Source organism: Leptospiraceae bacterium, from assembly GCA_015075105.1.
Taxonomy (GTDB): domain Bacteria; phylum Spirochaetota; class Leptospiria; order Leptospirales; family Leptospiraceae; genus JABWCC01.
This window is the reverse complement of record JABTUZ010000002.1, coordinates 146,704-159,563: the sequence shown is the minus strand read 5'-3', so window position 1 is coordinate 159,563 and position 12,860 is coordinate 146,704. Positions and strand designations below refer to the sequence as shown.

The 12,860-nt window shown below is 34.7% G+C and carries 12 protein-coding genes; 9 read left to right on the top strand and 3 right to left on the bottom strand.

Annotated elements, in window-relative coordinates:
* Position 1 precedes the first annotated feature (1 nt).
* The 5 genes from HS129_10695 to HS129_10675 are packed head-to-tail and all read left to right on the top strand — an operon-like array spanning position 2 to position 5,445.
* A complete protein-coding gene (locus HS129_10695; GenBank protein ID MBE7412507.1) occupies positions 2 to 1,909 on the top strand; it encodes a chemotaxis protein CheA in 1,908 nt (635 codons plus the stop codon).
* A 4-nt stretch (positions 1,910 to 1,913) separates the two neighbouring features.
* Positions 1,914 to 2,762, top strand: a complete 849-nt coding sequence (locus HS129_10690) for a protein-glutamate O-methyltransferase CheR (protein ID MBE7412506.1) — start codon at positions 1,914 to 1,916, stop codon at positions 2,760 to 2,762.
* Entirely contained in the window at positions 2,740 to 3,819 is a 1,080-nt protein-coding gene (locus HS129_10685; protein MBE7412505.1) for a chemotaxis response regulator protein-glutamate methylesterase, read from the top strand. Before HS129_10690 ends, HS129_10685 begins: the two co-directional genes overlap by 23 nt.
* Positions 3,816 to 5,075, top strand: coding sequence for a response regulator (locus HS129_10680; GenBank protein MBE7412504.1), 1,260 nt, complete (start codon positions 3,816 to 3,818; stop codon positions 5,073 to 5,075). The genes HS129_10685 and HS129_10680 overlap by 4 nt, the downstream gene beginning before the upstream one ends.
* Positions 5,076 to 5,085: 10 nt before the next feature.
* A complete protein-coding gene (locus HS129_10675; GenBank protein MBE7412503.1) occupies positions 5,086 to 5,445 on the top strand; it encodes a response regulator in 360 nt (119 codons plus the stop codon).
* Between the two features lie 15 nt (positions 5,446 to 5,460).
* Here HS129_10675 and panB read toward each other — a convergent pair whose 3' ends face one another.
* The 3 genes from panB to HS129_10660 are packed head-to-tail and all read right to left on the bottom strand — an operon-like array spanning position 5,461 to position 7,568.
* Positions 5,461 to 6,261, bottom strand: coding sequence for a 3-methyl-2-oxobutanoate hydroxymethyltransferase (gene panB, locus HS129_10670; GenBank protein MBE7412502.1), 801 nt, complete (start codon positions 6,259 to 6,261; stop codon positions 5,461 to 5,463).
* On the bottom strand, positions 6,254 to 6,703 hold the full coding sequence (gene folK / locus HS129_10665; protein ID MBE7412501.1) for a 2-amino-4-hydroxy-6-hydroxymethyldihydropteridine diphosphokinase: 450 nt from the start codon (positions 6,701 to 6,703) through the stop codon (positions 6,254 to 6,256). The genes panB and folK overlap by 8 nt, the downstream gene beginning before the upstream one ends.
* Complete coding sequence (locus tag HS129_10660; GenBank protein MBE7412500.1) at positions 6,690 to 7,568, bottom strand: ATP-binding protein; 879 nt, start codon at positions 7,566 to 7,568, stop codon at positions 6,690 to 6,692. The genes folK and HS129_10660 overlap by 14 nt, the downstream gene beginning before the upstream one ends.
* Before the next feature lie 233 nt (positions 7,569 to 7,801).
* On the opposite strand from HS129_10660, the gene HS129_10655 reads away from it, so the two are divergent.
* The 4 genes from HS129_10655 (at position 7,802) to HS129_10640 (ending at position 12,801) form a co-directional block, all read left to right on the top strand.
* Positions 7,802 to 8,716, top strand: a complete 915-nt coding sequence (locus tag HS129_10655) for a hypothetical protein (GenBank protein ID MBE7412499.1) — start codon at positions 7,802 to 7,804, stop codon at positions 8,714 to 8,716.
* 79 nt (positions 8,717 to 8,795) lie between these two features.
* Complete coding sequence (locus HS129_10650) at positions 8,796 to 9,689, top strand: ChaN family lipoprotein (protein ID MBE7412498.1); 894 nt, start codon at positions 8,796 to 8,798, stop codon at positions 9,687 to 9,689.
* Between the two features lie 881 nt (positions 9,690 to 10,570).
* The gene (locus HS129_10645; protein MBE7412497.1) at positions 10,571 to 11,035 is read left to right on the top strand and encodes a DUF1564 family protein; all 465 of its coding nucleotides are present in this window, start codon (positions 10,571 to 10,573) and stop codon (positions 11,033 to 11,035) included.
* Positions 11,036 to 11,205: 170 nt separating this feature from the next.
* Positions 11,206 to 12,801 carry a VWA domain-containing protein gene (locus HS129_10640; GenBank protein ID MBE7412496.1) on the top strand — a complete coding sequence of 532 codons (1,596 nt, stop codon included), beginning with the start codon at positions 11,206 to 11,208 and terminating at the stop codon, positions 12,799 to 12,801.
* The last annotated feature ends 59 nt before the right edge of the window (positions 12,802 to 12,860 follow it).

The window sequence follows — 12,860 nt, the reverse complement described above, 5'->3', positions numbered from 1 at the left end:
GATGGACGAATTTTTAAAAGATTTTCTAAAAGACACTCAAGAAGATTTAAGTAAAATCGAGTCTATTCTTGTTCATCTTGAAGAAAAAGTTTTAAATAGTGAAGAGCTTGATTATGATGTGATAAATAGTCTTTTTCGGCATTTTCACAGCATCAAAGGCTCATCCGGTTTTTTTGGAATGAAGGAGCTTGTAAGGGTAGCCCACCAAGCAGAAAGTATTTTAGATTTATACAGAAAGAAAAAATTAAAGATTGAACCTGAGAGTATCGAAAGCCTCTTTAGAGTTCACGATTTTTTGAAAGAGCTAATTTCCATTATAGACTCCACCGGTAAAGACAAGGGTTTAGAAAACACTGCGGACTTACTCATTGAAGAATTAAAAAATATAGAAACAGCGAATCCTGTTTTTCCCTCAGAGTCCGAAAAAGAAACTAAGCCTAAAAAATTTGAAATCTTCACCGATGTTAAAAATTTACAAACAGAAGAAATAGAGAACCAAGAAGAGAATAGAGAGAAGGCTTCAAATTCATCCAATGAAGAAAATACTTCAAGGGAAGAAACCAAGTCTTCCACAAAAGAAAGCGATGCCAAGAAGTTTGAAATTTTTAAAGAAGAAATACAGCAAACACCACAGGCAAATTTAGAAACCGAAGTGCTCAAAGAAACCCCCAACCAAAAATCCACCGATACAAAAGAGCTAAAAACAGAAGACCACCAAGAAGCCTCAGATATTAGAATCCCTACTTCTAAATTAGACTTACTCGTAAACCTACTGGGTGAATTGGTAATAGTTGACGCAATGGTATCGAGGCACGCTAACGACGAAATCTTAAATATAGAAATGCTTAGAAGGTCTGCTTCTCAATTAAGTAAGATCACTCACGACTTGCAGGAAATTGGTTTATCCATGAGAATGGTTCCTATTTCCGGTTTATTTCAAAAAATGCACCGATTGGTTAGAGATGTTTCTAAAAAATCCGGTAAAAATGTTAGACTCGAAGTAAAAGGTGAAGAAACAGAAATAGATAAGTCTATCATCGAAAAACTTTCCGACCCTTTGGTACATATCATCAGAAATGCAGTAGATCACGGAATCGAAACAGAAGCCGAAAGAGTAAAAAATTCTAAGCCTCCACTCGGACTTATCACTTTGGAAGCGATGCACAGAGGTAACGAAATCTGGATTATTATTTCAGACAACGGCAAAGGGTTGAATCGAGAAAAGATTTTAAACAAAGCAATTGAAAATGAGATACTCACCACGGATCCAAATTCCCTGAGCGACTTTGAGGTATGGGAATTGATCTTTTTACCCGGATTTTCTACAGCCGATTCGGTTACAGATATTTCCGGCAGGGGTGTCGGAATGGATGTAGTAAAAAAAGAAATCACTAAGCTAAAAGGGAAAATAGACGTTCACTCTGTTTACAGAGAAGGCTCCACCTTTTATCTTAGAATCCCGCTTACGCTTGCAATTATAGATGCAATGGTTGTGCAGTTCCGAGGAAGGTATTACATTATTCCTACTGAAAACATAGAAAGATTTATCGACCTTACTTCACTCACAGTTTCAGAAATTCACGATCACCAAGAAGTGATGAAGTTAAATAACAGACTCATCTCTGTAGTAGAGCTTACAGAAGTATTTCAATACGAAAATTCTTTGGAAAAAAGTGAAGATAGGATTGCCGTAGTGGTCGGGAAAAAAGAAAACTTCGTTGCAATCAAGTTAGATAAAATTATCGGAAGTCAACAAGTTGTAGTGAAACCCTTAGACGAGACTATGGAATCTTTGCAGGGTCTTACCGGTAGTGCAATTCTAGGTGATGGTCAGGTGGGTGTAATCATCGACACGGAATATATCGTACAGATGTATGCGAGAAACTTTGAAGAAAGTGTAATGAGTTAATTCTATGCTTGGGCTTACTGAAGATTTATATATTCGATATTTAGAATATATTAAACTAAAAACCGGAGTTACGTTTTCGCATAACGGATTGAGTACTTTAAACAATCGTTTGATTCCCATTTTAATCAAATACAAACTTGAAAACTACAAAGAGCTTTTTTATAAACTTTTAGAAGAAAAAGATGAAGACTTGCTCAATGATTTTATAGACAAAGTAACCACCCACCATACATATTTTTACAGAGAAGATACCCAATTTGAAATACTAACCCAGAAAATTTTTCCTGAACAAAAACACCAGCTCGAAGATTTGCCAGAGCATAAATTAAAATATTGGGTAGCTGCATGCTCTACCGGTGAAGAAGCCTACACTGTAGCCATGCTCTTAGATGCATTTTTTCGAGTGAATCAACCTTGCAATTGCAGTATAAAAATTTTGGCAACTGATGTTTCTCGCAGAGCTATTCAAACTGCATGTCATGGAGAATACAGAGAATCTGTTATAGAAAAACTTCCGAGCTATCTAAGAGAGCAATACACAACAAAATTGCAAAACGGAAAATCAGAAATTTCACCTAAAATAAAAAGAATGATTGATTTTAGAGTTTTGAATTTATTAAGAAAAGATTTTCCTTTTCAAGGAAAGTTTGATATCATTTTCCTTAGAAATGTGTTAATCTATTTTGATGATGAAACAAGAGATAACCTCATCGGGCAGCTAAATGATTTTTTAAATTACAACGGCTATCTATTTATTGGACTAACAGAATCTTTGCTATTCAATAAATTTGGATTGAAACAGATTTATCCTTCAATTTACAAAAAGAGCATTGGTCATGTCGAAAAAAATTAGAGTTCTCATTGTCGATGACCAAGCTATTATTCGATCCATTCTATCAAGAGGATTAAGCAAGTCAGACCAAATCGAAGTCATAGGAACAGCGTCTAACGCTTATGAAGCAAGAGACAAAATAGTAGAGTTGCAACCTGATGTCTTAACCCTTGATGTGGAAATGCCAAAGATGAACGGAGTAGAGTTTTTAAAAAAACTAATCCCGCAGTACTATATCCCCGTAGTCATGGTCAGCTCATTTACATCAGAAGGGCAATCTATTACCCTCGAAGCACTGGATGCGGGAGCGGTTGATTTTGTTACCAAACCTCTTGGTGAAGAAGGAGGAATGGAAAGAACTATCAACGAGCTTACTGAAAAAGTAATTATTGCAAGCAAGGCAAATATAAAATCAACCAAAACAAAAAAAATTTTAGCTAAAGAAAAAAAACTATCACAAAAAAAAATAAGCGAAACTAATGTTCGCTTGATTGCAATCGGTGCCTCTACCGGAGGTACAAACGCACTTAGAGATATTTTAATCGAACTTCCAGAAGGGCTTCCACCTATCGTAATAGTTCAACACATGCCCGAGGGATTTACGAAACTATTTGCACAAAGACTAAACCTTTTGTCCGCTTTAGAAGTAGTAGAAGCAAAATCGGGAGATGTTTTAAAAGATGGAGTAGCCTATGTAGCACCGGGTGGAGAATCTCACCTTGCGATAAAGGAAAAAAATAAATCTATCTGTGTAGAAATTTTTCAAGGAGAAAAAGTATCTGGACACAGACCCTCAGTGGATGTGTTATTTCAATCAATTGCAGAAACTTCTATCTGTAAAAACACAATCGGCGTAATCCTTACAGGAATGGGAAAAGATGGGGCTTACGGACTTAAAAAAATGTTTGAACAAGGATCATTCACGATTGGGCAAGACGAAAAAACCTGTGTTGTGTATGGAATGCCAAGGGAAGCCTATCTATCTGGAGCTATCTCGGTTCAAATGCCTTTAGATTCTATCGTTGAAGAATTGGTTTCGCAATGTCAGAAAATATATGACAATAGGCTAAGTCCATGACTCCAAAAGTTTTAGTTGTAGATGACAACAAAGACATGCTCGAAGTGTTGGGAGAGATGATGCTCTCCTTAAATTACAAGTATGAGCTTGCTAAGAGTGGAAAAGAAGCACTACAGAAACTTCGCACTTCACAATTTCATATATTACTTACAGACATGATCATGCCAGAAATGGACGGGAACGAATTAATCGAAGAAGTAATAAAAGAAAATTCTGAAATTATTTGTATTGTTGTTTCAGGAATTGCTGATACCAATTTGATCATTTCTTCTTTGAGTAGCCACAAGGCTTTTGATTTTTTAATTAAACCGATTGAAATAGGTTTTTTGAAAAGTAAATTAGAAAAGGCTTATGAAATCTATAAACTGAGAAATAAATTAAAAACAATTTCTGAAAATGAAGAAATACATTTTAAAGAGTTGCTACAAGTTTTTGAATGGAAGAAAGAACTTCAGAAAACTAAGATTGATTCTATCGCAGCAAAGACTATACGTCAGGTAAACATAGGACTTTTTCATGGTGGTGGTTTTGGTGGATTGTTGTCTTCTCTTAGCTTACTTGTTTCCAAAGCGAATGTAAACCCCGATACGAAAAAGGTAGAGATTTCAGAAAAAGCATTCCAGCTAATGAAAGAAAATTATACTTCTGCAAAAAATCTAGTGAATGGATTTGTGAAAGCACAGACAATTTTAATGAATGATGTGTTGGTTAAAGATCAAATCGAAATCTTTGAACTAGCAAAATTTTTTGAAACTTGCAAAACAAAAATAAAACCCATGCTGAATATGAAATATCAAAAATTGGTTGTCAGTTCAATTCCAAAATCTATACTCAATGCAAAAATTATTTTCAATAGAGAGCTTATGGAATCTGCAATACTCGAACTGCTCATAAATGCAATGAAGTATTCCAACAACATAGAAACTATATATCTAATAGTATTTGTAAAAGAAAAAATTTTAGAAATTAAAATTATCAACCCAGCCCACCACAATCAAGATGGAACTATAGGGATTTCAGAAGAGCATCAAGATAAGGTTTTTGAGCCGTTTTATCGCATAAGTACAGTTTCTCACGAAGGGTATTTTTTAGAAGAGTTTGGAGCTGGTATCGGGCTATCTGTAGTGAAGAAAATTATCGAACTTCACAAAGGGGAATTTAGAATTTTTACTATAAAGAATAATAATGTTCAGAATAAAAGCGAATACGATGTTTCTGTTTCTATACGTTTTCCACTTCTGGAAATTGAAAACTAAGGAGATTAGTATGAAGAAAATACTCGCAGTAGATGATGCAAACACGGTACTAAAAATAGTGGACATGACTTTATCCGATGAAGGGTATGACGTGAAAACTGCACCTAACGCAGAAGAAGCAAAAAAAATTCTTCAAGCCGAAAAGTTTGATCTTGGAGTGTTTGATGTAAATATGCCCGGGCAGAATGGAATAGACCTGACAAGAGATGTTCTTTTAATGCCAAACGGAAAAGATATGAAGATAGTTATACTCACTACCGAATCCAGCGAAGAGCTAAAAGAAGCCGGAAAAAAAGCAGGTGCAGTCGCATGGCTTATAAAACCATTTGAAGGCGAAGACTTACTAGAACTTGTAAAGCAGCTAATTTAATAGAATTTCTGAAGATTAAAAAATATTTTTTTCTTCTGGAAAGGATTGTGATTCTACTTCTTTAGAATAATTGTCTAACGCATTTTTTATAACTTCATAAAGGCTTGCGTATTTTTTTAAAAACTTTGGGTGGAAATCTTTCCCAAAACCTAACAAATCGTATAAAACCAAAACTTGTCCATCAACTTTTCTACCGGCTCCGATTCCGATTGTAGCTGAGGTAGAAAGATTTTTCGTGATTTCTTCTCCTAAAGTTTCAGGTATCATTTCGAGTACTACAGAAAAATTTCCTGCTTTTTCAAGGTGGATTGCGTCTTGTTTCATTTTTTCTTGAGAAGATATTTCTTTCCCTTGCAACTTAAACCCACCAAGAGTTTGGAAAGATTGTGGAGTGAGTCCGAGATGTCCCATGACAGGGATTCCTATTTCGTTTAATCTTCTCGTCAGCTCAAACATATAGTTGCCCCCTCCTTCTATTTTAATTGCATCGCAACCGGACTCTTTCATAACTTTTCCGGCTGATCGAATTCCTTCTTCAATACTTACCTGATAACTTAAAAAAGGCAAATCACAAACTATACATTTATCAGGTGAGCCTTTGCGAACTGACTTTGAATGGTAGATCATTTCTTCTAAAGTCACCGGAAGAGTACTCTCATTTCCTTGGATAACCATTCCGAGTGAGTCACCCACTAAAATACAATCAACATCTGTTTCAGAAATTATTTTAGAAAATGTATAATCGTAACAGGTAACAACAGAAATGGGAGTCTTGGATAGTTTTTTTTTCTTAAAAATTTCTATAATATTACGCATGCTCTAAGTCTCCAATTTTAGAATAAATTGTTTCCTCGCCAATTTCTTGAATCAACTTACGAATAAATGGTCTTGTAAAAAGAGAATGATGAGGAATGGTCAGTGCATTTGTGTTTATACGAAAATCAGAAAAATACAACAGATCAATGTCTATCTCTCTTGGCCCCTTTTCAAATCTTTTGATTCTCCCTATTTTAAATTCAATGTTTTGAAAAACCCCTAAAAGACATTCCGGCGCAAGATGGGTTCTGATTTTCATTACAGAGTTAATAAAATCCGGTTGGTTAGTTACCTCAAGTGCTTTTGTTTCCAATAGAGAAGATTTTTTTTCAATCTGAATCTCCGGGTGTAGTGAAATCAAAAGCTCAGCTTGATGAATATAGTGAACTCTATTCCCTATATTTGAGCCAAGGGAAATAAGACACAATTTATCCGGGTTCATATTGAAATCTCAATCTATAATCTTGACAGTCTAAATGTAATTCTCTAGTCATCTCATAGAGTCTGGAATAAATTCTGCCAAAACCTTTTTCTTTCCAATCTGAAATAGAAGAATTGGACGTTAGGAGGGTAAGCTTTTCTTCTTCGTATCTTGCATCAATTAGGTCATACAGTTTTGACAAAGCCCATTCTGTGTCTTTTTGAACTCCAAAATCATCTAGAACTAAAACCTCTACCTGTGTAAAGTCTAACAGAATCGATCTTTCTTTTCCATGAAATTCACTGTCTCTTTGATAAGTGTCTTTCAACGCATCCAAAAAATCCATGTTGATTTTTACATAGCGACATTCTACTCCATAACGAAATATCAATTCATTTAGGATAACGCAGGCAAGAAGAGTTTTCCCTGAGCCTGTTCCCCCCCATAAATACATTCCTTTTTTTTCTTGATTATTTTTTTCCCAATACTCAAAATCATTCAAGTGCAAGATGAGAGAGTTTGCCCAGTCGTGGGCAGCGAAAAGAGTTAAATTGTTTTTATCGCTCAAATCTATATCAGAAAGAAATTTATACCTGTACCTCGCAGGGATATTGGACTTTTGCATCAATTCTTCCAGTCTATTCAATTCTATGCGAACTTTATGGCAAAAACAAGGAATCATTTTTTCAATCGCTTTGTCGTAAGCTAAATATGGTGGCCTACCCTTTGATTCACACTTTAAGCATTCAGTAGAGGTGCAATTACAAATACTCAAAACACTACTTTTTGAGCCTGGAATATTGTGCTCAAGGGTAAATCCAACTCCTCCACAAATAAGGCATGACGATTTTCCTTCCCTAATAGCTAAATGTTCCGTCAATTTCATACAATTTCTATAATTAATGCCAATAAAGAAATAGCCAAACTAATTGCAGTACTATATTTTAAAAAAGGGTAAAGATTATGTCCCTTCGCAAATAAATTAATTTTTAAAAAATTTATATTTTTACTTAAAAGACGGGTTTATCTTAATGTGATTAAAACCGATATTTTTAAGGAAGAGTGGAATTTGTATTTCTATTCTTTTAAATTATTGAAAGAGATAACAAGGTGTTTAAAATGAAGATGACAAAAATATTTTTCATTATTTTTCTTTCCTTTGGATTGATTGGGCTTTTTGCTCAAAACCAACCACAAGGAAATCCGCAGGGACAAAATCCTCAAACAGGGGATCAGCCAAAAGATGAGCTTTTGAAAGGTGAATTAGTTCCAGAAGATAACGATAAGGAGCTTTCTCCTGAGCAGAAGACTTTAAAAGACAAAGTTCAAAAAGACGAAGCTCTTTGGAAGAATCCTGACTTCAAAGGTTATCACAAGGCTTTCCAAGAGCTACACCAATTGTCCAAATCTTTCGCAAACAATAAATTCAGATTGGCTTTGTCAAATTATCAATCCGGAATGAATACTATTTTAAAAATGCGAGAAAGTGTTGAACAATTCAGAAAAGACGAAGCTGAAAAGAAACGTTTGGATGAGAAATGGTACTGGCAAAAAATTGATAGAAAAACAAAAGAAGAAAGAATCGTTGCAAGAGAAAAATTAACTGCAAAACAACAAGCAGTTTCTTATTTTACAAAAGCAATTAATCACTTAGATGAAATCACAAATCCTGATTTAAGAGAAAGAGCTGAATACAAAAGACTACTATCTGATGTTTATAGGGCTTGGATCATTGCTGAATACGACTTGCAAAATCTTCCACAGTGTATTCCTATTCTTGAGCTTTACTTAGAAATTGATGATAACGAGAAAGAATACCCTGCTCATAAATATCTTGCAAGCTGCTACGCTTTTGAAGAAAATATGATTAGAAAATACGGTGGTGGTTCTGAAGATCAAATGTTTAAATTCAGATATAAGAAGAACGTTCATTTGCTTAGAGCAACCGAATTAAAATACGGAAAAAATTCTGCTGAATACAAACATATCGTAAATTTAGTGAATAGAGACGAAGTAATCTCTGTAACTCCTTAATAGGGACAATCTCTTTCAATTATATATACGCCGGGGGACTAAACTCCCGGCTATTTGTTTGAGTAGGCTTACAAAGTTTATGATAGTATTAAATCCTAAGTTTAGGATTTTTTTTAGTTTTTTAAAAAAGAATTTTTCCTTTGTAGCAAGTATTGTATTTTTCTTTTCTATTCCTGTTTACGCAGAAAATATATTTCCCTATATTTTTGATACCTCTCTAAAACAAAAAATTGAGTTTTTACAAATTGAGAAAAAGTTTATTGATAACGATATTCTCATTTTAGGTGAAGAGCACGACGATGCTATAGGTCATGCCGAAAAACTAAAACTTATAAAATTTCTAAGTGATAAGATGCAGTTTTCTATTTCTTTTGAAATGTTTGAAAAAGACCAACAGATAGTATTAGACGAATTTTTATTAGGATTTGTGAAAGAAGGGAACCTTTTTCATGAAATTAGAAATTGGAATAGTTTAAAGGCTCACTATGGACCAATTATTTTTTTTGCAAAAGAAAAACAAATCCCTGTAATTGCTTCAAATGTGCCGAGACGTTATGCGAATTTGGTTTCGAGAAAGGGTTTAGAAGAATTGTGGAAGCTCCCTAAAGAGTCAAGAAAATACATCCCTCCTCTAAACCAAATCCAAGAAAATATAACTCCAGAATATGAAAAAAAAATTTTGTCTTTTTTACCCGTACATAACTTAAAACTAGATAAAAAAAATTTTCTTTATGCACAAGCTCTCTGGGATTCTGCAATGGCAGATTCAATTTACACAGAATGTAAAACTCGTGGTAAAAAACTTGTCCATATCAACGGTAGGGTTCATAGCGACAACAGAATGGGAGTAACTTACAGGCTTCAAAAAATGGGACTAAAAGTTCTTACTGTTTCTATGTTCAGAAAAAAAGGTTTTCAATTTTCAGAGGATAACTCTTCAATCGCAGATATAATCTACCTTACGGGAGAATAGATGTTCATTTTACTTTTTTTGATTCAATCCATACCATATTTTTTTCCCTTTGCTTCGTAAATCGCTGTCATAATTTCATTTAAAGTGCTATCGCTTATAGTCCCTGTATATTTTTTTCGCAACTTTCCCCATTTATGTGTCAACTCAGATATATCTTTTTTCTCCGGTTGAAGATTTTTAATAAAAGAAATAACTTTCTTATTATTCTTCTCACTTAAGTCTTCGATTAGTTTTAAAATTTTATCTGTTAGCGTTTACTTTTAATCCTGAAGTTTTATATTCTTTAAGTATTTGATTTCAGACTTATTTGGTGGAAACTCTAATTCGGAGGACAGAAGACGAAAAACCCGAGGACTGAAATAGATGAGTTATGATTTTTTTAATTTGGTTTATCTTGTAGATAGAGATTTTGAGCTTTAGTATAGTTTTTAGTATTTCGCTTTTAGTTCAGATTTTGCTCTTTTCGTGCAAAAATGTGGGATCTCCACTCTTTTAAGTAAAGTGCATGTTTTATACCAATTGTTCACCTTTCACGCAAAAATGTGGGATCTCCAATTCGGAGGACTGATGCTTGAAGTCTGAGGTTGGAAATAGTGGAGGTAGAATCTTTGCAAATACGTTTATCTTTTAGGATGAGGTTTTGAGCTTTAGTAGAGTTTTTGAAATTTCGCGTTAAGTGCAGATCTTACACTTTTCGTGCGAAAATGTGGGAACTCCACTTTTTTGGGGGATTAAAAAAAGATTACACATTTAGTGCAGATTTGGGACTTTTTCTGTAAAAACTAAAAAAAATTTTTTAAAATTGCAAAAATTTTATTTCTATCGTGATATTTTTTTACCTTATAAAGGAGAGTAGAAAAATTTACTTTAAGGAGAAATTTATGAATCCACAAAAATATGTAGAAACACAATCGAGCTTGCTTGTTCCGGCAAAATACATGGACGAGTTTAATAGAAGAACGACAGGTTTTTCGAGACGAAAATATTTGCACGCACTGTTGAATAGATACAGAAACGTGATTCTTTGGGGTACTTTTGAGAAGATGGAGAGGGTGAAAAAGGCTTACCAAGAAGTCGGACAAAATTTGCAGAAGAAGAATTTTACCCCAAATAACGATGACTGGATTGAGCTTGGCATTCTTGCAGACTGGCTTGGCACCACAAAGACCGCTCTTTTTACTCTTCTGTTAGTGCTTGACCTTGCCGAATGGGACATAATTCTCCTCACCAGATTCTTCGAGAATGGAGTTCCCACCCCGGTAACCACGATTGCGGGGGGAGCCTACCTCTCCAAGAGAAAAACGACCCGCTACAATAGGCTGATACGACAAAAACCTGACGAATAAGAAGAAAAACTAAAAAAAAGAAGAAAAAACTTCAAAAAAAACAAAGCGAAAGATTTTCGCTACGATAAAAATATGCCAAGCTATAGACATACACTAAATAATTTTTAAAATCAGCCTATAAATACATTATTCTGATTGCAATTGGTATCTAAACATTTGAAAAAGGTCACATGAAACTCGAGATCAAATTTGAAAAATATCCTGTATTATCTACCGGCAAAGAAAGCAACCATCTTTTGGTAAGACTGAAAACACCAGCAAACGCTATGACTCAGCGACCTCCTTTAGTTATAGGGCTTGCGATAGATAAAAGTTGGTCTATGAAAGGTGAAAAAATGGACTCTACTATTGAGGCGGCTTCATACCTTGTCAATTGGCTTACTAGAAATGATTATGTTGCAATTATTGCCTATTCTGCGGATGTTCAAATTATTCAGCCATTAACAAAGCTAACCGACAAAGGTATGATTGTTGATAAATTGCGAAGTATTCAAGTGGGCACTTCCACAAACTTGAGTGGTGGGTGGCTTCAGACGTTAAGAGCAGTGGAATCTGCTCCCATCCCAAATTCCTATAGAAGGCTTATTCTTTTAACTGATGGTCAAGCAACTCTTGGAATCAAAGACCCAGCTCAATTAAAAAAAATTGCAGCAGATCATCTTGGAAGAAATATTTCTACTACTGCGATAGGCGTAGGAGATGATTTTAGCGAAGAAACTCTTAGAGAAATTTCGGTTGCCGGAGGCGGAAATTTTTATTTTATTGCAAACCCCGAAGAAGCACCTGAAATATTCTTCAAAGAATTCGGAGATATTGGAGCATTATACGGTCAGGCAGTTGAAATAAAAATTACCTTTCCTGAAGGGTTGAATTTTGTTGAATTATTGAATGACATTCCATATACGTTAGACGGAAACGTATTAACAATTCAAGCAGGGGATGTACGTTCTGATGACATCCGAAATTTTGTAATCAATTGTGAGACTGATCCAGCTAAAATAGCAAAAGCAGGAGCCCTAGCTTCTGTTGATGTATCTTATTACAATATACTGCAAAATATGTCTTTTGAAACAGTGAAGGGAAATATTGATCAAAAACTTGCAGCAAAGTCTTCTGCTTTCGACCCGGATGTTTTAACGGAAACACTTATTTCAAGATCAGCAAAAGCTATGATTGAAGCATCTAGATTTAGTGCAGGAAAAAATCCTGATGCAGCAAAAGAAGTCATTCATAGGATGATTGTGAAAATTGAGCAAAATCTTTCTATATCTCCGGACTCTTTAACTCCAGTTCTAAATCGTTTAAAATCTATAGAGACAAGGCTAAAAGATTATTCTTCAACTGTCAGTAAACAACTTATGGCAGATGGAGCTGATTTGCATAGACGACGCACTGAAATAATTGATCTTGAAGGAGTAGATGTTCACAACAGAATTTTTGAACACTCAATTCCCGGGGATATAGATTTGTACAATTGCCCAGATTTAAAGGCAATGATTCAGAAGCAAATGGAAGAAGGATATAGATTTGTAATATTCAATATGTCCAAGGCACACCATATAGATTCATCTGCTATTGGAGCTTTGATTCAAATTGAAGGCTGGCTTACAAGAAGGGGAGGGTCACTTATTGTTACAAATTTGACTGACAACGTAAAGAAAGTTTTTTCACTTACCAGATTGGAAAGCCATATACGAGTAGCTGCAACCCCTGAAGGTGCAAAAGAAACTATTGAAAAACTAATCGAAGATCTAAAGAATATATGACACTACTGTCAAGCCCTTGCGTTGCACTGGGTACCACTAGTAAATTTGGTTTTCTTTGA